Below are 24,696 nucleotides of genomic sequence, written 5' to 3' on the forward strand. Positions count from 1 at the left end.
TCACGTATCCCATGATAACTCAAGCCAAGAGGCGTCATCCTCCAGATGCGCTTCTTTTGCTTGATTTACAAAGATTCGATTCAATATAGAGATCATTTCGGGTGGATCCTCACAGCGGTCGAGTATCTTAAATCCATCCGTGTAGATCATAATTCGATGCTTCTCGTTCTGCTGCGTAAAATCTTCCGTATACACATGGGGAGAGCCTCCTACGGCTCCATGTCGAACGGACCAGCGCTCTTTGGTGACAAACGAACCGGGCTCTGTTATTAGCTCTTCGTTATCTACCCATCTCCTGAGCCGGCAGTCCCCTTGCCAAGCCAGCCATATCCTGCCCTGGGTCCGTCCAGGTTCAGGCAGGTCGATTCTTCCGCACAAATACATGGTTTCTGCTCCACGAGAGCGTTTCTCCTCAAGTACATCCTTTAGGAGAAGCGGCATATCGGAGGGTATTTCTAAATTGTCAACGGTCTCCGACGCGTCTGGAACAAGGTCGCACAAGAACTGCTCAAACCCCTGTCCGGAAAGCTCCTTGGTATGGCCTAACCAGTTAAACATGCGCTGGCCGAGGAAGCTCGCGGCAAAATCCCCGCGATAGGACAAAGACACACCATCACAAATGACAAACCTGCAGGTATGACCCTCGACCCCTACTGCCAGAAAATCCTGACTGGCCTCCCCGGATTCGATTGTTTCATCCGAAGGGCTGTATGTATACCGACAGGTGAACCGGCTGGTAACCTTCTCGGATAAGGGATAGACGTAATTCTGATGACTTGTCCATTCGAAATCAGACGGCACTGTGCGCGTAAATTTACTTTTCACCTTAGCTGCCTCACCTTACCGGTGTCGCGGCAGACATTTGGAATCCAATGGAGACAAGCTCAGCGCAGTTGCCGGGAAGCAGCATTAATGCTCCAGGAGCCAATTGGTAATCAGCTTCCGCCAGCATTTCCCTGTAGCTCTCAGGAAGCACTGAGGACATTTCACGAAGCTTAAGGCCAGCGCCTTCCTTCAGCGGAGTTTCGAGATTGATTCCTTTCCATCTTCGCGGCTCATGAATTGGCTCATCAAGTACATGGTCTGAAATAAATATATTCTCAACCAGGACATTTCCATCCTCGACGCCCATAGCCATAATCCGCTTCACAATTGGCTCCGGGTCCTCCCCTGTTGTGACCCCGTCTGTCATATGACAGATCAAGGGAGCAGGGCACCCTTGCATATCTGGAAGCTCATCTTTTAGAATTTTCTCCGCTTGGGCAAAAGCCTTAGCTGAATCTGAGAATCTCTTCGGTGTCAGATCGGGCAGCTTCCCAAGCTGGGCGACCTCGTCGATTCCCTTAACACCGCCAAGCAGGTCATACACTTCATCGCTGTATGCCAGCAGGGCAATACGGTAGCGGGGAGTCAATCGATTCCCCTTGGTCGATCTGAACACCATCTGTCTAACCGCCAGGGAGAGGGCATCGTATACAATATCAATTCGTCTACGCCCTTCCATCAGCAGGTTCATCGAAGCACTAATATCAATTAAATAAATTATCAGGGCCGGTGTTCGTTGCGAGGCCTGAACGGTGTACTTCATGCAGCTTCTGTCTCCTTTAACTCTTCTAAATCAATCCTGCTTCTAAATATCGGGCAGTCCAACACTATTCTTGGCCAGAAACTTTTTGAGGCTTGCGGCTCGTTTGGCCAGTTTAGCATTCTTGCTGAAATATCCAGAGTCCTGACTGTATATATCCAGGAACTGCCATGCATAGGCTTTAGCTACATCATTGCTGCCAGTTTTCAGCGCATTATAGGCTTGGTTAAAAGAAGCATTGAGCTTAATAATCTGCTCATCACGCTTGGCAGCCAGAATCCGTGCTTTTTGTTCATTTTCACGTTTCTGCTGTTCAAGCTTTGCTTTGCGGGCTGCGTCAGCTTTCTTTTTCTCGGCGGCTTCCTTGGCCAGCCGTTCGTCCCGCTCTTTTTTCCATATCAAGTACTTCTCGTATTGCAGCTGCCGGTCATACTTTTCTTGAGCTTCCTTCTGCTTCTCGAGCTCGGCCTTCTTCTTGGCTTCTTCCTGCTTTTTTCGTTCCTCTTCAAGCTTTGCGGCTTTGGCTTCCGCCTCTGCCTTAGCCTGCTCAGCCTGTTGATCCTGGTTAACCGCAGGAGACTTAACCGGAATTTGGACAGGGATCGTCGTCTTCGGAGTCGCTGCTGCCGCAGGCTGCTTGACAGGTTCTAAGCTATGAGCGATGCTGGCATCCCCGGGCTTGGAATTTCCAGGCAAAGCATAGACAAGAATGGCGCAGGTAAGCAGGACAAGTAAAGCTGCTCCGGCATAAAGCCACAATCTACGCTTTGGAACTCTTCTTAGAGATGAGACCGGTGCCTTGGGTTCCTCTGTGGTCAGCGGCGCTTGAACTGCTATCAAGCCCTGCACAGCAACCGAGAGCTCTGTATATAAATCTCCCCCTGGAGGAGAGTCAGCAAGCGCCTTCCTGTAACCTTCCAATGCCAATTCTTTATTTCCCGCTTCTTCTTGCCCCCTTGCCCATTCCACCAATTCGTGGGCAGTCAGGAACGCAGGAATTTCATATACCTGATGATCTTCTGTTGCAATAGACGGTATCACAGGAATAGACTGAACAGGGTCTGGAGTTGATAGCTTCTTCGGGTCTTCAGGAGCAGCCATCGAAATTACGACCAGCCACTCTCCAAAGGTAGGACAGTTGCGGACATCATCACTGTGCCACGCCCGAACAAATAATTCGGCTGCACCTTTTCCCCAGTTCGCTTCCAGACTTGAGGCCATGAGCTCGTATCTCGTACTCTGGGTCTGCATTTCATCAGGATCGAAGTAGCTCTCTCCCCATGCCTCAGCCAGAATACGAGGATCTGACCAACTCAGCATTTCTGCAAGAATGATAGCTCCAGCAAATCGATCCGCATAAGCGTGCCATGGTCCGCCGGAGCTGCGATGTACTGGCTGCCCAGATGCATAGCCCGGAGATCCAGTGAAGTTAATATCCGGCGGATCTAGTCTTGGACTATAAAGCTGCTCCACATCCACCAGCTCGATAGATGAGCTGCCATCCGCAGCATAGTTCGGGTTACGCCAACCTGGCAGCAGAACATTTGGCGAAGATAAATCACAATGGGCCAGTCCTTTCTGCTCCATCGATGATCCTACCGCTGCAAGCCCCCTTGCCAACTCCCAGCTCTCCACAAGGGTTAGTTGATCACGGTGAGCAAGAACATCCATCCAGGTCGAACCATCCACCCATGGCATAAGCACCGCGTACAGCATATCCGGATACTGTGCGATCAGTGCCCCGTTCGTCTCAGGTGTAATCACCAGGCGGGAGCACACCTTAAGGCCGGGCAGTGAGCTGAAGACCTCCATAATCTCAGACTGATAGACCAATGCAGGATTCCGGTATTTGGGGTAAAAGATCTTCAGTGCCTTTGCCTCATCCTCATCCCCATGTTCAGGGATCAACTTGTACACGGTGCCCTGTCTTCCGGCTTGGGCATAAGCCATACCCGGCGCTGCTGGATGCTGTCCGACCAGATATTTCTGCCTGCTAATATTGATCTCATCCCCCGGGTTAGGCTGAAATGACATTAATACTCCCTCTTTCTTGAGCAAAAATAAATAAATCCGAATCAGCTATGACTCTGGTCAATGGACCGAAACTTCTGAGAGATCGATAATAACTCTTCACTGATGGAATCCAGGATTTGAACAAAGGACTGCATCTGTTTATCGGCCTCCTGAAATTCCTTAATGAAACGTTGTTTAGTAACACCTTCCCATTCATTCTCCATCCCTTGGACTGCATTTGTTAAGTTAGACACAATTTGTCTGCTTTCCTCACTACTCATTTTAAATTGCTTGGCGATTTGCTCTACATGTTCCGGGCTGATTGTAATACGTCCTGCCATCTGTGTCTTCCTCCTTGCCTATTAATGTAGATTTCATCTCAATCCAGAATGGTGTCGCTGTCAGACGGTTTATGCCTGTTAAACAGTTTATCTAAATGCCGCATATCTGAAGGTTTCTTCCCCCCTGGAATTACTCGGATTCTGCGAAGCTTCAAGGGACGCTGAACAACTGCCGAAGGATTGGTAAACTTCCATGCGGGCGGATTGTTCACAGCTACCTGTAGGATCTCTCGCTCATCCGCCTCTGCTCCAATGTTGTCAGAACTTGAATGCTGAATGCCGCTTGACCGGAGCTTGTTCGAAGTTCTGAAACCAAGTACATTGGACGCGGATGTATGCACTTCCCATTTCTGCTTCGGCCCTGCGCCCTTCTCATTCCTCACGGCCTGAACAGCCGATTCAGGGTTGGAGATTACGCCATGCATCTTATAGCTTCCCGGTAGTATTACAGGATTCCGAACAGCCAGCAGACCGGCATAGAGAGCCGCTGCATTTCCCACGGCAGCAATGGGTGTTCCTTTCTGATAGGATGCAGGCTCATGCTCTAGAGCTTGGAAAGCATCTGCCCTCGTCTCAACAAACCTGCCAATTCGGTGAAGTTCGGTATGAAGCTGCTCAGACAAACGATGGGCTTGCTGCCACTGTTCGGTTACTGAGCCAAGAGGTCCGCTCTCCTGGATAAGGGAATGCAGCAACTGATTGAGGCCTGTCGCCATTTGGCGCAGCTGTTCTGCCGATTGCTGCAGATTTTTGCTCAGCGTCCGCATTTGCTCGGGTTCCATTCTTATACGCATCATAATCACCTTTCCTCTGCTTCAGAAGGTCTCTCCAACCACAGCAGCAGCATTGTGTGAAATTGCTCTCTAGTCGTCGGGGTAGCAATTAACCAGTCTTCTTCATCTTTTGTGCTCATACGAATTAACCAATTCATAGATTCATTTACTATAAAAGCCGCGCCCTGGGTCTCCCAGTCCGTTCCGCTCCATACGGACAATTGAAGTTCTCCGTCGGAAATTCTAGTCTTGATGCACCTGGCCAGGGCCAGAGCCCCTTCATGATCATCGGTAGATTCCGCAAGCTCTGTGCTGATCTCATCCACGCTCATATGCTCGCTGTTCTCATACAGCTCGTTGAATTGTTTTCGGGATAATAGCAGAGCAGGCATATTCTCAGGAGATTTGGAATTCCATCTCATCCTGTTCACCAACACCTCACTAGCCTGTCTCACCGTACCGATCTCCAGGAGCTGATATTCGCGGGAGGAATCATAGAGCTTTCTCACCTCTACGACCTTCTCATCCGTCACATGCAGATATCCCTCAAAGCTCTCTTCCACATTTGTGTATCTTACCCAGCATGCGCGCTCAGCCAGACCCGCTATAGCAACCTGCGAGAATACCTGCGGTGACATCTCCAGTTCAACCCCATTGTTCACTTGGGTTAAATATCCTTTACTTAGGAGTGAATTCTTGGCACTTTCCCATTCCTCGGCAATTTCTTCTGACAGATATCCACGGAACGGATCGTCTATCCCAAGCAGACGGTCCGAACCGAGAATCCCTGCCAGGAAGAAGAGTTCCTTCGTTTCCAGAGTGATGATTGCTTTTTCTGAGGCATTCGCCGTCACCATTTATCCCACCTCCTCTCCGACTAACACCTTCCATTTATCGCTAATTCTCATGATCCATTCATTTCTTGCTTCTACAGTATCAAACGGTAATGCTGCTTTAATTTTATCGTATTTACGTCTTATATAATAACCTTGCCCTGGCGGCAGGACGGGCAGCTCACCATTTCCTGATTGAGTCTCTGACATAGGAATCCGGAAGAAGCTCAGGTCATTCGCATCTCGGCTTCCGAGTAAAAACCCACTTTGACAATTTCGAATCTCGCTGAACCAGTCAACTCCAAAGGTTGGAAAGTCTGACGGGACTCCCGAGATAATGACATGTACACCAAGCTCTCGTGAGTTCCTGATCAGACTCGCAAGCTTATCCTTGAGGGCGAAATCCTGCATTTGACGAGCAAGTATATCCGCATCATCAATCATCAGCAGCTTGGTGGTTCGCTCTTGATAGATCATTCCGCCAGAATCGGCAGAATTCGCCTGTCTGTCTAAGAGAACCTCAAGTATTCCGGCAAGTCCCTTGTCTCCGAAGGAGCTGCCCTTGATATGTGGAATCCCTTGAAGTCCCCCCAGCTCATTCGCGGAGTGGCGGTTATCCACAGTGAAGATCTCTAGCTGCTCCGGTGGATAATTCCAGGCAAGTGAGAGAAGCCAGCTTGTCAGAAATGACGTCTTGCCCGCCTCCATAGGTGCACCGACTAGAAAATGCGGCCCGAGCTCTAGATCAGCTCCAAAAGGCTTAAGATCCTCGACCCTAATTCCCAGCGGGGCCAGAACCCCAGTGCTATCACGATCCTGAATTACTTGATCCAGGGTTAAGGAGATCGGCAGTTCACGAATCGATTCAGGGCGGGAGCCCCTCCAGCTCCGGTCTAACTCAAATATCTGTTGCCGCAGCAGTTCTGCTCTCTCTACCTCACTCTCTCCTGGCGATGGAAGCGATGCCTGGAATTCCAGTACACGGGACTCCCACTTGATATATCCGCGTCCCGGAGGCTGGTGAATATCTGCTCCGCCGGCCGCGCGTAGGCCCATGTAATAATAATCTCCCGGATCAGCAATCTGAAAGGCTATGGATCTCGGGATGCTGCTGCGTACTTTCTCAATAATATCACCAACACGATTTGCGCTGATAATCACTCGTATTCCCGCCGCCGCACCTTCACGCAGAATGAAATCCAGCTTATCATTCTCCGCAGGGAATGAGCCTTTGAAGAGGTAATAATCATCAATGACAACCACGATCTCCGGAAGGTTCGGATCTACAGACCTGCGGTATTCTGCGGCTGTCTTCACTCCGGCTTGTACAAAACGTTGTCTGCGTTCATTCGAGGTAAGCAGCAGGTAACGAAACAATCGGGACATACGATCATGATCTTCAGGCAAAATGACATTCCCGATATGAGGAAGGCTTGCGAATTCCTTCATCGTTCTCCCCATATCCACCACATACCCGGACCAGGCCTCAGGAGTATAACGTTTAGCAAGTGACATAAGTATGGTTTGAATCAATGTGGTCTTCCCTGAACCGGGCATACCATAGATAAGTAAGTGTCCATCATCCAAGGAAATTTGAAGTGGGAGCTGCTGCTGTTCCGTAATATCGTCAGCCAATCCGGCAACTGCAACCAATCCTTCGCTAGCCTCAACCTCATCATAAATTTCCAAAGGACCGATAAGCCCGGGAAGCGGCGGAAGCCAAGGTCCCTTCAGCTGGTTAATCCCCAGATTCTCAGCTGTCTGCTTAACGGCACTGATTACAGCTTGCAGCTGTTTGGTGTGTGGATTGGCTGATATGTCCATGGAATCACTTAAAGCTAAAGGCACTCGTTCTCCACCAAGTCCAAGCTTATAAATCGTAGTAAGGGGCTTTCCTTCATCGAAATAAGGAGCACTGCTCCAAGCGAATTGCAGCTGCTCGAACAATTCACCGCTGCCCACCTGGAAATAACCCCGCCCGGAATTGGTTATCCAGGCCGCATCCGGCACTTTAAGCATATCCTTGCTGTCGCTCTCCTCCTGAACTCGAAGACAGATCCTGAATCTGGCGTTGCTCCAGATCTTGTCATCGACTACACCGGAAGGCTTCTGTGTCGCAAGAATTAAATGTAACCCCAGTGTTCTGCCAATTGAAGCTATACTAATTAACTCATCCATGAAATCCGGATGATCCCGTTTCAGTTCCGCGAACTCATCAATCATCACAATTAAGTGCGGAAGGGGTTCACCTGTTTTAAGCAGATAATATTCATCAATATGCTGAAGATTTCCAGCATCCTTGAGCATCTGCTGCCTCCGGACCAACTCGGCCCGAAGAGAGACCTTAGCCCGGTGAATCATTTGTTTATCCAAATTTGTCAGGGAACCTACGACATGCGGGAAAGCCTCCAGTGCATTCGACATGCCTCCACCTTTGTAGTCAATGAGCAGGAAGTTAACATCATGAGGATGGTATTCCATAGCCACACTGGCAACCAAGGATTGAAGAAGTTCACTTTTACCCGATCCCGTAGTTCCTGCTATAAGGCCATGTGGCCCATGGCCCTGGCGTTCAATCTTGTCATGAAGCTGCAAGTGCATCGTTTTGCCACCGGCCTTCACTCCGATTGGCACCGGCAGCATTTGAGGGAATCGATTCCGTTCCCAAGATGCTTCAATGTCATAATCCCCGATATGCTTAATTCCAAGCAATTCTAGTAGAGATAGTACCGGCGGAATGTCACCGGCTGAAGATTTCTTCAGCTCGATAGGCGCCATTCTCCGGGCTAATGAATCCACTTGCTGGAGAGAAATGTGGTCCACCGTCATTTGCCGGGTTACAGCTATACCGTTCTCTTGTCTAGAGATATAAGACGCACTCATTCCTTCACAATCTACAATGATCCGGCATTGTCTTGGCAGATTCTCTGTAGAGTCAGCCAGGACCAGAACACTGGCATTCAGGCCTTCCTCCTGATCCATTAACAGCGTATATAGAGCCTCATCCTCAATAAGGCTGCTTTGAGTCAGAACCGTAACGTAGTACGGATAATCAACTTTTTGCTGCTGGCCATAGGCACGCTCCAGCCTTGTAACACGCGGAATAAGATGCTGGTACAGCCACTCCGCGAGCTCCCTGCTCTTAACCGGATTGCCGGCCATGAACCTGCGATCCTTCCCCTCATCCCATACGTGGGGAAAGTAGCGCATCCAATCCCACTGCTCCCGCTCGGACTCGCCAAAGAACGCGGCAACTTTCACCTCGTCTGGAGAATGGTTGATCGTAACTTGCGCAATTAGAGCGCGAACCAGATTACGGACAGCCTCACCGCCGCCGACAACGCCAATAACTCCTCCGTCTGCTAGAGGAAGGGTTACAGGACAATCCGGCACGAATTGATATTTATCCTGCAGCCGTAGAGCCTCATTAATGAGCGGATCATCCATAAAATCATTTTTTCTGGGTGCTATGATATTTACATGAAAAGGAACACTTCCTGTGCCAGCTCTGATATCGAGGAAGTCCGTATCCCCTGCAGATCTCTCCCACAAGGCTGCCGATCGCTCCGCGGCAATAGGAATGGCCATCTCGGGATGACGGTGCACGGAGAGAAGCAGCTCTCTTTGTAGCGAAGCTTTGGCCTCGAACTCTTCCTTATATTTATCAAGGATCATATGGTATTTGAGTTCCCTATCCTTCAGCTTCTGATCAAAATCTCTGTTCTTGATCCAATAAATTACGAATGGCAATGTATAAGTCAAGAGTACCACGACCATGGCAATTGCTTCATACAGCGTAAAATGTGGACTTAGCTTATCTGCAGTTACGTTCAAATATATGATGGCCCCTGCTGTAACCACTGTTAAGAGCGATGGCCATACAAAAAGCAAAGGCGAGAATACAGGTCTAGAGGGCGCATCTGGCGGCTTTAAAATTTCTGTCTGAGCAGACTCAATTGACTTTTTTATTCTAGGTGATCTTTGATAGAGAATACTCACCGAACCCCTCCTAGCTCCTAATTACTAGTTTCATATTCCTTCATCAATTGTACTATAGGTACGCTGTATTCTGACAAATGAACCCTCCATAAGTCCACTTTCTCCTACTTCAATAGGATTCGGAATATGGAACCAAGGACCCTCCGGCAGCCTGCCTTCAAGAATATATCTAACACTTTCTTCATCTATTAACGGTTGATACCCGAATTCATGCTGAAGCAGTCTAAGCAGGTCAAAGGCCTTAGTCTTAGCACAAAGTTCAATGTCAAACCACTCTGACTGATCCCTGCCTTTACATACGGTTACAATCACGAATCCTACCCAGCCTTTCGATTCAAACTATATAAAATATATCTATTTTATTAATCATATCACTGTTGACCACTAGATGGCTTGCTGCACTAACTTCATTTGTTACAATATGCCCATAAAAATGGGTAATTTCTCTTAGTTTCAATCAAGATTGTTACTATTAACCTGTCCTATTCGTATCTAAATAAGAGGATAGCGTGTCAGCCACATCTTTTAAGGGTAAACAGCAAAAAGAGACAGCTGAGTGTCTCTCTATTCTTGATTTATTTAGTAAGTTATAAGGTTATTTTAAGCTTATTTTAATAATTGTGTTTTAGTATTGTACTATGAAACCACTGTATAGAGGTGATTAAGTTGAGAATCCTGATTAAATTTCAAAACAACACCGTTCCTGTTTACTTTGCGGCAGAGAGCAAACAACCTATTCAACGGACAATTAAACTTTTGACAAGCGCACTTGAGAAGAAGTTCACAACCGGTAAGAGAGCACTTAAGAAATGTCTAACGTCACTGATCAGTATTGAAATTGAAGGCTCTGAAGCGATTCTTCATAGCAAGAGTGAATTTGATTCCCTGGCTCTGTCTTTATATTAATATTTACTAGTATTGATTATTAATGAATCACACATATAAAGACAGCCGAGGTCCATGGATAGCCGGGTTAACCCGCCATTCTATGGGCCTCTTCCTCATGCCATGCTTTCTCCACCCGAATGAGAAATAAAGCCAGCAGATTACGGCGGACTAGTTCATGATCACATTTCTCCAGTTTACTTATAATAAAACGGTCAATAGCCATCATGCCCACCTCCTTATAGTGAGATAAAACCGGGTAAAGGAACTTTTTTCCTTTCGCCCGGTTATTGTTTATTTAACCCTTATATTTGGTTTTAAACGCAATTGTATTGCTGCTGGTTATTTCGATAATCTCACGCGTCCTGCCCGGTTCCCTTTCAGGGTCATACGGTAGACTGAAATACCGATCAAGCCTATTCCTGTCAATGCATACATAAGCTTTGCCGCCGCGGTTCCCGTGTCGCTTCCTGTGAATAAACCGTGGAACAAAGCCATAATAAATATGGGATAAGATAGCAGATGAACGGCGTACCAAAGCGGTTTTTTTATTTTATTTCTTAGATCGCTGGTCAACAGCAGAATAAACATGCCGTATACCGCCAGTGTCCCTACCCCATACGCGACCGGATGAGTGGGCGTAGTGAATGGAATCCAGATCTCCTTCCAACTGAACGGGCTGTACTGGTCAACATAAATGATCATTCCATGCGCGATTCCGATGAGGAACCCCGTCCAGGTTGAGCGGGTATGCCATTTATATAATGCTGCTTTGGTCTTCCCCGCAAAGGCAGGCATTCCATGTATGATCCCAAGCATCATTCCTGTGAACAGAAGCAGATACGATACAATCCCTGATACCCTTATAACCCCCCATAGAGGCAAACTCATTAACCAATCCGACATCAAGATTCCTCCTTGTTACCGCTGTTCTATTAAAACTAAATATAATGCATAATATCCGGCTTGAGCTTGGCCGAGAGTTGGTTCAGCTGATCTTCATGTCCCCGGTAATGAATCCGGCAGTCCTTGTCCACCCAGATCATCGTGTGGGTCAAACTTTGACGGTTAAGCCAGGCCAAACCATCCGTCTCACCAAAAATACACATGCTCTTCGATATGACCTCACATTTAGATAGGTTACTTCCGAGTACAGTGCATTGTATAATATCTCCTACCGCCGACTTTCCGGTGCGTGGGTCGATGATATGATGAGCCTGCTCTCCATCTGGTCCAATCCATCTTCTCTTGGAGCGGCTTGACGTGGCCGCAGTGCTGTTAAGCAGCTCTAAACTGGCTATGTTCTTATCCTGCTCGAAGGGGTGCTCAATATGGATGGTCCACCTATTCCCTGGAGCGTGGCGATTCCACACTGCCAAGTCCCCCCCTGCATTCACGCGAGCCGCTTCCACTAATGGCTGAGTGCGAAGCCAATTACTGATCTCCTGGACACACCAGCTCTTCACAATTCCTCCTAGATCCAGCGTTGTCCCTGTATCCCTTCTGAACATACGAGTCTTTGAATCGAACAACCATTTTCTTGATGAGATGGGCTCTCCTGAACATGTGCCGGATATGCCAATCGTCTTGCCCCCCGGATGATTCTCAAGCTCTTCAAAAGTCCGGTCGTATCCCTGCCGTTCCAATTCAGGCAGAACAGCGGGCTCAAAAGCTCCTTCACTAAGTCTGCTGAACCGCAGCGATAAATTCAGCACCTCCGACATGGCGGCGGATACTCTCACCCATCCACCGGAGGCGTTCAGGGTACAAAGCTCGCTGGTAGGGATGAACCGGCTGAATCGTCTCTCCTGGACCTCGAACCAATTCTGTACCTTGAAGGCGAGTGTTCTGAACTGGCTCAGCTCGGGTACCGATAAATGAACTTCAATCCCTGTATTCATTGCCCGAAACTCGGCTGTCCAGGTAGGTGATATGGCTCCGGCCGCACTCATGACCCACCTGTCCGGGTCTCAAAGGAGGAAGAAGGGGCCTGCTCTGAGAAGCCGCCACTGGAACTGTCATCATAAGAGCCATTCCCTGAATTATCATTCGAGCTGCTATCATTCAAACTGTTATAGGAGTCACTATTGCTATCGTTATATTGAAAGTCCCTTTGGCGACCATGACGACTGTTCCCGCCTTGGAATTGATTCTGATCCATATTGTTCTGCCAATCATTTATAGCACTATCGGAATTTGTATTATTTGTATTATTCGTCTGATCGACGGCTCCACTTGCGCTGTCAAGAGCAGCCACCTGCTGGGATGCTGTTTCAAAAGCAGGGGTCGACTTCAGCCACTGTAATGCCAGACCTGCTGCAAGAATGCCTGCCGCACTCACTTTCCATTTACGCCATTTATCTTTTTTTGCCATATATCATTTCTCCTCTCTTATGCGGCTCTGTTACTATAAATATTGTAGTGATCTTAACTGAAGAAACGCTGAATGCAAGCTGAGAAAACGCCCAAAATCGGCAGCCTATAACAAAAAAAAAGAAACCGTTCCTTACAGGCAGCCATGGCATGGGCAACCTACCTATAAGGCAGTTTCTTTGACAATGTAAATTCATTTAAAATTGCTGGAAAATCAGGATTTGGGAGCCGTACGCTTCCCCAGCATCATTCTTCTTAAAGGGTTAAGCCTCAGCACCGAGGCTGTAAGCAGGAGCAGCAGCCCGTTAAGAACAAAGACGATAGAAATAGGAATAAACCCGGCCGCGGCCCCTCCCGCAATCGGTCCGGCCATACCTCCAAGCTGATTGGCTGACTGGTTCAAGCTGAATGCCCGTCCTCTAAATTCCGGCGCGGTTGTTTTAACAATCAAGGCATTCAAGGACGGATATACCGCTGCGAAGAATAAACCATACACGAAACGAAGGATGCCAAACCCATATAAATTGTGAAAAATCAGCTGCAGCAGGTTACCTAATCCACCGCCGACCAGTCCAATAATCAACGTATTCTGGTAACCGATTCGCTGTCCTATTTTCCCCCAGATTGGCGCCGCGATAACCGTTGCGATACCTACGGCCGAGAAGATGATCCCAGAGCTAAGCGAAGCATCGCCCATAGACGCGCCCAGATCCACAACATAGAGCGTCAAAAGGGGCTCCAGTACCATAACCGAAGTTGTTACGATAAGCACTACGGTCAGATGCCGGATCAATGGACGATTCGCGATGGCCTCCTTGAAATCATCAAGCACATGGGATCTGGCTTGATCCCGGTGGAAGTTCTCCTCTTTGACAAAAAACAAGGCGATCAGGGCGGAGATCAATACGACGCCCCCCGCGGCAAGAAAGCACTCCCGGTAACCAATGTACTTGCTTAGAACCCCGCCGATCATCGGCCCGACAATACTGCCCGCAGCTCCCGCCGTTGACATAATCCCAAGTGAATAACCGACATTTCTCTCCGGGGTGTTGGTTGCCACAAGCGCAATGGCTGAAGGCACATAACCGGCCAGCAGGCCTGAAAGTATGCGTACACCCAGGAGCTGATAAGGATCTTGTACGAGTGAGGTCAGAATATAGACTCCGCATAGACAGAAACCCGAACGCAACAGCATGGGCTTACGTCCGTATTTATCTGAGAGTGACCCCCAATATGGGGCAATCAAGGCTCCAGCGAGAAAGGTAATCCCGAAGGTCAGTCCAGACCACAAGGTTACATTCTTACTCACACCCAAGTCATGGCTAATAAACAAGGAGAGAAATGGAATCACCATTGAATATGCCATACTGCAAAAAAATACACCGCTCCAGAGAACATATAGATTTTTTCTCCACGAAAATTCCATTTCGTTCACCTCTGTCTCTCTTCCCTCACTGCATGGGAGACTTGATCATGTCTTGCTGTCCCTATCCAATCCGCAATCAATCTCTCTATTACATTTGAAATTGATTATTTTCTATATTTCTATATACTAAAACTTTTTTATAGTTTTTCACAGCCTTACATAATATTTTCACAAAATATTACAAGAAGTCCTTGGCTACCATAACTGGAAATACTGCAGGGATGCATGCATTCAGGACGTTTTGGCTTGGCTGCTCATCAAGCAGCGACAACTTAGTATCTACACGCTGAACAGGGCGCCCTTAGCAGAATCATCTGCCAGAAGGGCGCCCTATTCTATATTCATTGGATTTTAAAGTCAACAACAATCACAATTCAAGAATCATAACCGAGGAATCCAACTGAACGCCATTCATTCCCGCTCTTTCGGGGCGGTGCGTCAGCATTACCTCCTGCTCAGTCACATAAAGCGGAATCGTTGGAAGCTCGTTCAGGTAATGCTCATTCATCAGCACATGGACATCCACCTCGAACTCCCGGGATCCTTCGACTACAGGCATTCTCCCCGTCTCATTCACATAGTCGTCCACGGCAACCTGCACTAAATCCAGATAGTATGGGATGTGCCGCTCTTCCTCGGGAAAAATCTCATACGTCTCTCTGGACAGGTAGAATTTCTGATCGGATACACCGCCAAGATACCTCTTCAGTCTGGACAGATCTATCGTACCATCACTTTGTAAAAGTGACATTCGGTTAATGGGTGCCGGCATCTCATCCTCATACTTGAGCACGGCTCTTCTCACGTCTTCTAGTGTTACATGTATGGCGGCACGATGCGCGTTACTGCGTTTATTTTTCCAGAACAACATAATGGATACCTCCCTGTTATTCATCTTCACCAGGAAGCGCTTACATTATTATTGTATCCTGAAATTTATTTTTTGCATATGGTTAATCGCTAACTTTATTCATTTTTCGCAATTTTTATTTTTACTTCAGTACTCGCCAGTCAGTCCACATTTCCCGTGGATTCAGCTCGTACTCCTCATTCTCCCTGTACATGAATTGGTGCATAATCAGCTCCCGCCGCAGTGTGGCGTAATCCTCGTGGATAGGCTTGATGAATTCGTTAATCTCACGCTCAGCATATTTATGCCCGGGTTCAAGCTTCGATACCATATATTCCAGTACAATCAGCTTCTTCTTAAGCTGTGCGGGAATCTGCTTCAGGTGTCCGTCTTTCGTCAAAAAGTTGCGAAGCACGGACTCCTTCAAGGAATCATTCTTATCCTCCATCTCTTCTCCCTCCTCCTTCTTCCTAAATATAAATTGCTGTGTAGCCAAGGCATTGTTCTCGATAAAATATTGATTGATCGAGAAGTACACCGTATTCTTCTCTCTGCGCTCATTTAATAAGGAGGCCTGCCGAAGCTTTGCCGCATGATGTGTGATTGTCGGCTGGGATAAATTCAGCCGCTCAGCCAGTTCCTGGCCACTGGCCTCACCTTCGGAGAGCAGCATTAACATGCGTAGCCGCGTCGGATCACCTAATGCTTTGTGATAGGCAACAAGCTTATCCAGTTGCAATTTATTCACCTCTTTTGTGTTTAGACAATTATCTAATTAGATATTAATCAAATTAATAGCTATCTGTCAACTCTGGAAATTGCGATTCAATTGCTGTAGGATTAGAGTGTTTCGTTCTAAAGGGTACCAGGTACCTATCGTGCCAAGACTGCGACTAATTAGAGATACAAGAAGGAGGGCTTCCATTTGGAAGATGTAATTATTATTGGCGCCGGACCCTGCGGGCTGTCCGCCGCCATCGAATGCCAGCTTCAAGGCTTGTCTGTAAAAGTAATAGAGAAATATAACATCGTTCACTCTATTTATTTATATCCCACCCATATGCAGTTCTTCAGTACGTCTGAGATGCTTGAGATCGGTGATATTCCGTTCGTAACTCCAGGAGACAAGCCCTTCCGCCATGAGGCGCTTGCTTATTATCGCAGGGTAGCTTCACATTATAATCTTCAGGTGAATTGTTATGAAGAGGCTCTTAGCATAGACCGCCAACCAGGCGGAACCTTCATCGTACGAACAAGAACCTCTTCGGGAGAAGAACTGGAGTATTCGGCTCGTCATGTTGTATTGTCTTCCGGTTATTTCGACCACCCGAATCTCCTTGGAATACCTGGTGAAGATATGGAGAAAGTCACCCACTACTTCCGCGAAGCCCATCCATATACCGGGATGAAAGTAGCGATCATCGGAGGCAGCAACTCGGCTGTGGATGCCGCGATGGAGCTGGTTCGTGTTGATGCGCAAGTTACGATTGTATATCGAGGCGAAGGCATTTCCTCACATATCAAGCCGTGGGTCAAGCCTTTGTTTGAATCTATGATCGACAAAGGACGCATTCAAATGCTTACTTCATCCCGTGTAATTTCTATTCTTGATGATCGTGTGGTTACTCAATCTCTAACGGATGGAACAACCGATGAGCTTGAGAATGACTTCGTGCTGGCCCTGACAGGCTTCCGGCCAGACCGCAAGCTGTTAGCATCGGCCGGGGTCCAAATGTCAGATGACATGGATAAGCCTGTCTTTAACCCAGAGACGATGGAGAGCAATATCCCAGGGCTGTATATCGCTGGGGTAGTAGCTTCGGGACGTAATGCGAATGAAGTATTTATTGAGTCTGGCCGCGGACATGGTAAGCTCATCGCCAGCCATATTGCGAACACCGCAGCTTCGGAGTCCTAAGCATGATGTCCCAGATTGATATTACTGCACTTCTGCTGTTATTCATGGCGGCGCTCGGTATCTTCAGCGGTAACATGCCTATCACGGTAGCCATGATTGTACTGCTGCTTCTAAGGGTGACCAAAGTGAACCAGGTCTTCCCTTGGCTGGACAAATACGGACTGACCCTGGGCATCATCATACTGACGATCGGGGTAATGTCACCCGTAGCCAGTGGTAAGCTCTCCCCTCAAATGCTGTGGGCATCCTTCTTCCACTGGAAGTCACTATGTGCCATTGCCGTGGGTATACTCGTAGCCTATCTGGGCGGTCGGGGAGCCTCCTTGATGACCAATCAGCCGACAGTCGTTGCCGGCCTGCTGATCGGTACTGTAATCGGCGTCGCCTTCTTCAAAGGCGTACCCGTTGGCCCGCTCATCGCAGCAGGGCTACTGTCCATATTAATCGGCCGCAGCTAAGCCATAACAAGAAGAGCCTTCACAGCCCCTTTCAAGCGGCTGTGAAGGCTCTTCTTGTTGTTAGTAACACTCCATCTTACTGAAGATTCTGAATACTGTATAAACCTGCGTACACTCCCTCTTCCGCCATCAACTCATCATGTGTGCCTGACTCGACTACTGCCCCATCCTTCATGACATAGATCCGGTCAGCATGGGTTATCGTAGACAGGCGATGCGCCACGACAAGCGTAGTCCGATTCGTCGAGAGATCCCTAAGGGATTGCTGAATCAGATGCTCGGACTCCAGATCCAGCGCAGAAGTCGCTTCGTCCAGAATAAGAATCGGAGGATCCTTCAGAAATACCCGTGCTATGGCAATCCGCTGCTTTTGTCCTCCAGACAACTTCACGCCCCTTTCACCGACCTCGGTATCATAACCTTGAGGAAGCTTCATAATAAAGTCGTGTGCATTCGCTGCCTTGGCGGCCTCAATGACCGCTTCCTCATCCCCATCCGGATTACCCAGAATGATGTTATCTCTTACCGAACCGCTGAATAGAAAGTTATCCTGGAGCACCATCCCCACATGACTTCGCAGACTCTGCATTGTGTAATGCCGGACATCCTGACCGTTCACCAAGACAGAACCCTGCTGAATATCATAGAATCTGGGGATCAGGCCTACCAGGGAGGATTTCCCCCCGCCGCTCATACCGACAAAGGCAATCGTCTCTCCTGGCTGGACACTAAGAGAAATATCTCTGAGCACCCACCCTCCAGAGTCCTGATACTTGAACCATACCTTCTCCAAGGAGACACTGCAGGAGTCTGCCTGAAGAATCTCGGAATGAGGCTCGTCTTTCATATCATAGGGTTCCTTTAACAGTTCGTGTACCCGTTCCCAGGAAGCCGTAGCCTGTGTTAGTGTGGTTGATGAATTGATCAACCGTTTCAGCGGCGCGTACAGCCGGTCAAGATAGCCGAAGAAGGCTACAAAGGTCCCGAGTGTAAGGTGTCCCTGAATGACTTGATAGCCCCCGTAGCCAATAACCATCAGCGGGGCAAGGTCAGTCAGCGTATTGATAATGGCGAATGTCCACGCGTTCCAGCGGCTCTGAGCCAATCCTTTTTGAAGAAAGGCTTCATTCGTCCTTCCGAACAGCTTGCGGTCATATCCTTCGAGGGCGAAGCTTCGAATAACCGAGATGCCTTGAATCCGCTCATGCAGATAAGCCTGGATTCCCGCCAAAGCTGCTGAACGATCCTTAGTGAGTTTCTTCAGACGCTTGTACAATATTTTTACCGAAAGAGCATATAAAGGCATAATGGCAACTGACACCACGGTCAGCACAGGGTCAAGATAGACCATAAATCCAAGCACAAAGACAAGGGTGAACAGATCCAGCCAGACGTTCATCATCCCGACTTCAACGATATTCTTGGTCTGCTCCGCATCGTTAATGAACCGGGATATAATCTCCCCTACCTTGGTGTTCTGGTAATAACGAAGTGACAGCCGCTGAAGATGCTCGTAGAGCCTGTTACGCAGATCGAACAGGATCTTAGCCGTGATATACTGGGCAAAATATTGCCGGGCATACTCGACAGGCCCCCGGACAATCACGAACAGGAAGAATGTAACCCCTAGCACCAGCATGAGGTGCTGAATTTGCTGCTGTACGGTCAAGCTGTGATTTAGCATAAGATCATCTACCACATACTTAAGTACAAGCGGGAGCAAGGAAGGAATTCCGAATTTCAGAACCCCGATAAGAACAGTAATAATGATCCATTTCGTATACGGTTTTACAAACACAAAATAAGCTTTCCATTGACTCAATAGATGTGCACTTCCCTTGGTTGACATATTTATAATAATTGCCTGGATTTGGCATTCGCACGTTTTTTTAGCCGCACAGTTATGGTATACTCTACTGCATAATTTGAAGAATGCGAGGAAATTCATGCCACGTCGATTTATTATTGAAGCTGTGATGCTAGCTATATACGGGGAGATTACGGCTCCAGCCGCACCCGTTGAATATATTGTACCGTATCCCACCATCATGGAGTTGTATGAATTCCAGAATAGTCCTGAACCTTTGATGAGTGACCCGGACGACGATCTTTATGTCAAAAGCAAAATTAACGAGCTAATCGCCTATTTGGAGGAGCCTCTTAACCGCAAAAAGCTGGAGCGGGCATTAAGCATTCCTTGGTCAAAAAGCCCATCTATCCTGTTAGGCAACTCCGTTTCACTTACAATTGTCAATGCTCTGGATAATGAACAATACGGTGAATTCCTGGACCCAATAGAGACCGTAATGGTGCTTTCTTCGCTAAAGGACACCACTCCGATTCTTACGGATCAGCCGGAGTTGATCAGCCGGATTATTGAAGCCGAAATCCCCGTACAAATCTTCAGCATTCAAGACTTTCATTACGCTATGGAGGCCGGTATCCTGGACTCGGAGCAAACATAGTAACAGGCCCGCGGTTAGCGGGCCTGTTACTATGTTTGGATAGCACGGATTAAGCTGTCTTCACTTTGGCCTTCACATATTCATAAGCAATATCATCGGACGATTCTTCGTACGTCACCTTCAAATCGTAGCCTTCCAGATACCACATATCCTGTTCTTCCATATAGAACTTAATCCCTTCCGCATCCGTCTGATATCCGGGTGAACCGGGATCCTCTACACCAATACCGAGGGAAAATCCGGGATGAATATGGCCGCCGGCACTGTAGCGAACGAAAAATCGGATCGCCTGCCCCTCCTGAAGCTCCAACTCCTTTTTATACCACTTTGCTGCTGAATCGGTTACGTGGATCATCAGTTCATCTCCTTCGTTTTCTCTCTGAAGTGGAACGTTCTTTCGTTCCTCATCGCCCTTCATACTCTATTTTAGACCATGAGCCTCCGAATGCCAAACGTCCTTTTTTGGATAAAAAACAAATTAAAGTTTGACAATTTTCCGAACAGGGTGATAAAATCGTCAGCGTACGAACATTTTATTGAACAATTTTCCAAAGGAAAGGGTGAACAACGGTGTTTAAAGATCATCTCATGACCTCAATTGAGTATGCGGCATTGTCACAACAACTGAATACCGGAGGTAACCCTCCAATTCTCGGAATTGGCTTGTAGCTGAACTGGATCTTGCTCCTGGAGCATCATGCTTTGTTCTGCGGGGTTACTTGTGATCAAGTAACGTACGCGTGCTATGTGACCTTAGATAGGAAGGCATATCGTTGACGGACGATATGCCTTTTTTGTTTTTCCGTAATTTTTGCAGTGTTGCTTTTAGGTAAATGAAACAAATGATAAACCAAAGGAGGGACATCTATGTTCTCTGTTCTTAAAAATCTGGGCTGGTTTTTCCGAAGGGAAAAAAGGCGTTATACCGTGGGCCTTGTACTGTTGATCGTAGCAGGGGTTGCCGAGCTGGCACCGCCCCGTCTTCTGGGTAATGCGATTGACGAAATTGTCAACGGATCTATCTCTTGGACTTCATTGACCTATTATATTCTCATGATCCTCGGTATGCTTGTCTTTATTTATTTCATTACGTACATATGGATGCGCGAGCTATTCGGAGGATCTAACCTGGTGGAACGACTGCTGCGGTCCAGATTCATGGCCCACCTGCTTCGGATGACCCCGCCTTTCTTTGAACGCAATCGGACCGGGGACCTGATGGCCCGGGCAACGAACGATCTTCGGTCCGTAGCACAGACAGCGGGCTTCGGTATGCTTACGCTAACCGATTCAACCATCTTCTTGGCGGTTATCTTCGTTGCGATGAGCACCGTCATCAGTCTGAAGCTGACACTCGCCGCAATTATCCCCCTCCCTTTCATCGCACTTGCCATGAGCATTTACGGAAAAGTCATTCACCAGCGTTATACTGTCGCGCAGGATGCCTTTGGGGATATGAATGACCAGGTGCTTGAATCGGTAGCCGGTATTCGTGTAATCCGGGCATATGTACAAGAACGTAATGATGAGAAACGCTTTGAATCCATTACGAATGATGTCTATGAAAAGAACTTGGCCGTAGCCAGAGTCGATGCATTTTTTGAGCCTACCATCCGTTTATGTGTCGGCGTCAGTTATGCTATAGGTCTCGCATATGGGATTTATCTTGTGTTTCATAATGAGCTTACACTTGGAGAACTCGTCTCCTTTAATATGTACCTCGGGATGATGATCTGGCCTATGTTCGCCATTGGTGAGCTAATCAACGTCATGCAGCGGGGCGGGGCTTCTCTTGACCGGGTAAATGAGATTCTGTACACCAAGCCGGATGTGGAGGATACACCTGTACCTGCGCAGGTCACACAGCCTGAACGCATTGAATTCAAGAATGTGACCTTCCGCTATCCTACATCAGCCGCGGATAATCTGAAGATGATCAATCTTAATCTCCACCCAGGGGAAACGCTCGGCGTTGTTGGAAGAACCGGCAGCGGGAAGTCTACCCTGCTTAAGCAGCTCCTTCATGAATATCCGCTGGGCACTGGCGAGATTCTGATCTCTGGCATGCCACTTGAGAATATCCCTGCCGAGAAGCTGCATTCCTGGATTGGTTATGTACCCCAGGAGCAGATCCTCTTCTCAAAGACCGTCCGCCAGAACATCCAGTTCGGTCTTAAGGATGCATCTGACGAGACCATCCTGGAAGCGATACACACTGCTGCATTCGATCAGGATCTTCAGACTTTGTCTGACGGGCTGGATACGCTCGTGGGAGAGAAAGGGGTGGCTCTGTCCGGTGGACAGAAGCAGCGGGTCTCGCTGTCCCGTGCCTTCATCGCTGATCCGGAGATCTTGATTCTTGACGATGCTTTGTCAGCGGTCGATGCGCGCACTGAGGCCAGAATCATTGAGAATATCCGAAGCAAGCGTTCCGGCAAGACAACACTTATCTCAACTCACCGACTCTCTGCAATCGAACATGCGGATCACATTATTGTCCTGGAGAAAGGACAGATCATTGAACAAGGAACCCACGAAGAGCTGTTATCCCAAAACGGTTGGTACCGTGAACAGTACGACAGACAGCAGGTGGAATCCAATCTTACAGATGGGGAGGTGTCTTAATTGCATACCAGCACGGGGAAATCCTTATTTAAATACGCTCTCACCGCCAAGAAAACATTTATTCTGGCCTTGATCATGCTCGCGATCGGAGTGGCCGCAGATCTTGTAGGACCTTTCATCGCAAGGACCATGATCGATGATCATGTTCTAGCCATTGAGAAGTCATACTTCAAGACCCTGACTAAGGACGATTACACAGTCTCGTACAATAACGAACTCTATAAGCGGGAAGACCGGTTTAGCCCTGGCGAGCAGAAGGGGCAGGAAATCCGCATTCTTCAGGTTGGGAGCGGTTATGTCATGGCGCTCGGACCTGTTACATCCAAAGACGGCGAGAGAGCCTATCAGGATGGGAAGCTAACCATTACTCACGGATCTCAGACTGATACCTACTCAGCCAAACAGCTCAGCAATGCCGAGATTTACTCATTCTACAAGCCTGAGTTCCCTGGCATCGTTCAGCTGCTGGGCTGGTATCTCGGCTTCCTGTCCATTGCTATTGTAATGGAATTCGGCAAGACGTACTGGCTACAATCTTCAGCCAACCGGGTTATTCAGAAGCTTCGTCTTGATGTCTATGCGCACATCCAGCGGCTGCCGGTGAACTTCTTCGACAATTTGCCTGCGGGCAAGGTCGTCTCCAGGGTCACGAATGACACAGAAGCCGTAAAAGATTTATTTATCGCGGTACTTTCGAACTTTTTTACAGGAATTATCAATATCATCGGAGTCTATGTCGCACTGTTCCTGCTCGATGCCAGGCTTGGGCTTACCTGTCTGTTCATTGTGCCGATCCTGGTCCTCTGGGTAGTGCTGTATCGGAAATTTGCTACCCGCTACAATACCATTATTCGTTCCAGATTGAGTGAAATTAATGCCATCATTAATGAATCCATTCAGGGGATGTCCATTATTCGTGTATTCCGAAGACAGAAGCAGACCAGAGAAGAATTCGAATCCCTGAACGATGACTACATGAAGCACCAGAACAAGATGCTGAATCTGAATGCATTTACCTCTCACAACCTGGTTAATGTGCTGCGCAGCGGAACCTTTGCGATTATTCTTTGGTATTTCGGTTCCTCGGCGCTAGGAGGATCAAGCGCGGTGTCCCTCGGGGTTCTGTATGCCTTTGTGGATATTTTGGGACGCTTGTTCCATCCGATCACGGGTATGGTCAATCAACTTGCTGCGCTTGATTCATCCATGGTGTCCGCGGGGCGGGTATTCACGTTAATGAATGAACCTGGCGAGCAGGTAACGGACGGCTCCATGCCGCGTTACAAGGGGAATGTTGAATTTAAAGATGTTTCCTTTGCTTACAAACGGGATTATGTACTGAAAAATATTAATTTTACGGCTGAGCAAGGTCAGACTGTAGCCTTGGTAGGTCACACCGGCTCGGGGAAAAGTTCCATTATTAACCTGCTGTTCCGATTCTACGATCCTCAGAAGGGCGTAATCACGATTGACGGAACTCCCGTTACCGAATTACCAAAACAGTGGATTCGGCAGCACATGGGGATCGTACTGCAGGACCCCTACCTATTCACAGGAACCATTGCCACTAACGTCAGTCTCGGGGATGAACGAATTTCGAGAGAGACTGTAGAGAAAGCATTACGCGATGTGGGCGCTGAGCGCATCTTGTCCCACCTTCCTGGCGGTATTGATGAGCCGGTCATTGAGAAAGGAAGCACCTTATCCGCCGGGGAACGCCAGCTGATCTCCTTCGCTAGAGCGCTCGCCTTCGATCCAGCCATTCTCATTCTGGATGAGGCGACCGCGAACATCGACACCGAGACCGAAGCACTGATTCAATCCGCGCTTGAGGTGTTGAAGAAGGGCCGCACGACCTTCATTATCGCGCACCGTCTCTCCACCATTCGCAGTGCAGATCAAATTCTGGTGCTGCACCGAGGTGAAATTGTGGAGCAGGGAACCCATGACGAGCTACTGGCCATGGGCGGCAAGTATCATCAAATGTATCAGCTTCAGCTTGGAGCCGCTGCCGACATCCCCGCTGCGCAGATCTCTCAGGCTTCAATCGCTTTAGACCCGGTTCCAAGGCGATCATAATCCAGATCTAAAAAAGCCGCTCCTCTACTGATATGCTCCCATCATAGTAGACAGTAGAAAAAACAAAAACTTC

At 48.1% G+C, this 24,696-nt stretch carries 23 protein-coding genes; 6 read left to right on the top strand and 17 right to left on the bottom strand.

The features are described from left to right. The 8 genes from ACRRNK_RS13330 to ACRRNK_RS13365 are packed head-to-tail and all read right to left on the bottom strand — an operon-like array spanning window position 1 to window position 9,856. Window positions 1-825, bottom strand: coding sequence for a hypothetical protein (locus ACRRNK_RS13330; RefSeq protein ID WP_433943225.1), 825 nt, complete (start codon window positions 823-825; stop codon window positions 1-3). Window positions 826-835: 10 nt separating this feature from the next. After that, window positions 836-1,588 carry a vWA domain-containing protein gene (locus tag ACRRNK_RS13335; protein ID WP_433943226.1) on the bottom strand — a complete coding sequence of 251 codons (753 nt, stop codon included), beginning with the start codon at window positions 1,586-1,588 and terminating at the stop codon, window positions 836-838. A 42-nt stretch (window positions 1,589-1,630) separates the two neighbouring features. Then, complete coding sequence (locus tag ACRRNK_RS13340; RefSeq protein WP_433943227.1) at window positions 1,631-3,619, bottom strand: hypothetical protein; 1,989 nt, start codon at window positions 3,617-3,619, stop codon at window positions 1,631-1,633. Between the two features lie 41 nt (window positions 3,620-3,660). Continuing rightward, window positions 3,661-3,939, bottom strand: coding sequence for a WXG100 family type VII secretion target (locus ACRRNK_RS13345; RefSeq protein ID WP_433943228.1), 279 nt, complete (start codon window positions 3,937-3,939; stop codon window positions 3,661-3,663). A gap of 38 nt (window positions 3,940-3,977) precedes the next feature. Then, window positions 3,978-4,736 (bottom strand): WXG100 family type VII secretion target, encoded by a 759-nt coding sequence (locus ACRRNK_RS13350; protein ID WP_433943229.1) that lies wholly within the window; start codon window positions 4,734-4,736, stop codon window positions 3,978-3,980. 2 nt (window positions 4,737-4,738) lie between these two features. After that, window positions 4,739-5,569, bottom strand: coding sequence for a hypothetical protein (locus ACRRNK_RS13355; RefSeq protein ID WP_433943230.1), 831 nt, complete (start codon window positions 5,567-5,569; stop codon window positions 4,739-4,741). Further along, the gene (gene essC / locus ACRRNK_RS13360) at window positions 5,570-9,544 is read right to left on the bottom strand and encodes a type VII secretion protein EssC (RefSeq protein WP_433943231.1); all 3,975 of its coding nucleotides are present in this window, start codon (window positions 9,542-9,544) and stop codon (window positions 5,570-5,572) included. 30 nt (window positions 9,545-9,574) lie between these two features. Beyond that, window positions 9,575-9,856, bottom strand: a complete 282-nt coding sequence (locus ACRRNK_RS13365) for a hypothetical protein (protein ID WP_433943232.1) — start codon at window positions 9,854-9,856, stop codon at window positions 9,575-9,577. Between the two features lie 354 nt (window positions 9,857-10,210). Between ACRRNK_RS13365 and ACRRNK_RS13370 the strand changes: the two genes are divergently transcribed. Beyond that, window positions 10,211-10,450: a hypothetical protein gene (locus ACRRNK_RS13370; RefSeq protein ID WP_127199767.1), complete on the top strand. Its 240-nt coding sequence runs from the start codon at window positions 10,211-10,213 to the stop codon at window positions 10,448-10,450. Between the two features lie 67 nt (window positions 10,451-10,517). Here the strand turns inward: ACRRNK_RS13370 and ACRRNK_RS13375 are convergent, their stop codons facing one another. From ACRRNK_RS13375 to ACRRNK_RS13405, 7 genes are all read right to left on the bottom strand, one after another. Next, window positions 10,518-10,658 (bottom strand): hypothetical protein, encoded by a 141-nt coding sequence (locus ACRRNK_RS13375; RefSeq protein ID WP_433943233.1) that lies wholly within the window; start codon window positions 10,656-10,658, stop codon window positions 10,518-10,520. A 113-nt stretch (window positions 10,659-10,771) separates the two neighbouring features. Next, window positions 10,772-11,335 carry a ferric reductase-like transmembrane domain-containing protein gene (locus tag ACRRNK_RS13380; RefSeq protein WP_433943234.1) on the bottom strand — a complete coding sequence of 188 codons (564 nt, stop codon included), beginning with the start codon at window positions 11,333-11,335 and terminating at the stop codon, window positions 10,772-10,774. Window positions 11,336-11,370: 35 nt separating this feature from the next. Beyond that, a complete protein-coding gene (locus ACRRNK_RS13385) occupies window positions 11,371-12,381 on the bottom strand; it encodes an FAD:protein FMN transferase (protein WP_433943235.1) in 1,011 nt (336 codons plus the stop codon). Next, entirely contained in the window at window positions 12,378-12,803 is a 426-nt protein-coding gene (locus tag ACRRNK_RS13390) for a hypothetical protein (protein ID WP_433943236.1), read from the bottom strand. The genes ACRRNK_RS13385 and ACRRNK_RS13390 overlap by 4 nt, the downstream gene beginning before the upstream one ends. A 213-nt stretch (window positions 12,804-13,016) precedes the next feature. Continuing rightward, window positions 13,017-14,228: an MFS transporter gene (locus ACRRNK_RS13395; protein WP_433943237.1), complete on the bottom strand. Its 1,212-nt coding sequence runs from the start codon at window positions 14,226-14,228 to the stop codon at window positions 13,017-13,019. 367 nt (window positions 14,229-14,595) lie between these two features. After that, window positions 14,596-15,099: a DUF3939 domain-containing protein gene (locus ACRRNK_RS13400; protein ID WP_433943238.1), complete on the bottom strand. Its 504-nt coding sequence runs from the start codon at window positions 15,097-15,099 to the stop codon at window positions 14,596-14,598. 121 nt (window positions 15,100-15,220) lie between these two features. After that, a complete protein-coding gene (locus ACRRNK_RS13405) occupies window positions 15,221-15,817 on the bottom strand; it encodes a metalloregulator ArsR/SmtB family transcription factor (protein ID WP_433943239.1) in 597 nt (198 codons plus the stop codon). A 186-nt stretch (window positions 15,818-16,003) separates the two neighbouring features. Here ACRRNK_RS13405 and ACRRNK_RS13410 point away from each other — a divergent pair, with 186 nt between their 5' ends. Together ACRRNK_RS13410 and ACRRNK_RS13415 are read left to right on the top strand one after the other, a co-directional pair. After that, a complete protein-coding gene (locus ACRRNK_RS13410) occupies window positions 16,004-16,996 on the top strand; it encodes a YpdA family putative bacillithiol disulfide reductase (protein WP_433943240.1) in 993 nt (330 codons plus the stop codon). Window positions 16,997-17,001: 5 nt separating this feature from the next. After that, on the top strand, window positions 17,002-17,454 hold the full coding sequence (locus ACRRNK_RS13415; RefSeq protein ID WP_433946895.1) for a DUF441 domain-containing protein: 453 nt from the start codon (window positions 17,002-17,004) through the stop codon (window positions 17,452-17,454). A 76-nt stretch (window positions 17,455-17,530) separates the two neighbouring features. On the opposite strand, the gene ACRRNK_RS13420 is transcribed toward ACRRNK_RS13415, so the two are convergent. Next, complete coding sequence (locus ACRRNK_RS13420) at window positions 17,531-19,276, bottom strand: ABC transporter ATP-binding protein (protein WP_433943241.1); 1,746 nt, start codon at window positions 19,274-19,276, stop codon at window positions 17,531-17,533. Between the two features lie 124 nt (window positions 19,277-19,400). Here ACRRNK_RS13420 and ACRRNK_RS13425 point away from each other — a divergent pair, with 124 nt between their 5' ends. Beyond that, window positions 19,401-19,919 (top strand): ADP-heptose synthase, encoded by a 519-nt coding sequence (locus ACRRNK_RS13425; protein WP_433943242.1) that lies wholly within the window; start codon window positions 19,401-19,403, stop codon window positions 19,917-19,919. 49 nt (window positions 19,920-19,968) lie between these two features. Here the strand turns inward: ACRRNK_RS13425 and ACRRNK_RS13430 are convergent, their stop codons facing one another. Beyond that, window positions 19,969-20,277 carry a HesB/YadR/YfhF family protein gene (locus ACRRNK_RS13430; protein ID WP_433946896.1) on the bottom strand — a complete coding sequence of 103 codons (309 nt, stop codon included), beginning with the start codon at window positions 20,275-20,277 and terminating at the stop codon, window positions 19,969-19,971. 509 nt (window positions 20,278-20,786) lie between these two features. Between ACRRNK_RS13430 and ACRRNK_RS13435 the strand changes: the two genes are divergently transcribed. Beyond that, window positions 20,787-22,544: an ABC transporter ATP-binding protein gene (locus ACRRNK_RS13435; RefSeq protein WP_433943243.1), complete on the top strand. Its 1,758-nt coding sequence runs from the start codon at window positions 20,787-20,789 to the stop codon at window positions 22,542-22,544. Further along, entirely contained in the window at window positions 22,545-24,623 is a 2,079-nt protein-coding gene (locus ACRRNK_RS13440; protein ID WP_433943244.1) for an ABC transporter ATP-binding protein, read from the top strand. Window positions 24,624-24,696: the final 73 nt, after the last annotated feature.

The sequence above is a fragment of the Paenibacillus sp. SN-8-1 genome, assembly GCF_050995535.1.
Lineage (GTDB): Bacteria > Bacillota > Bacilli > Paenibacillales > Paenibacillaceae > Fontibacillus.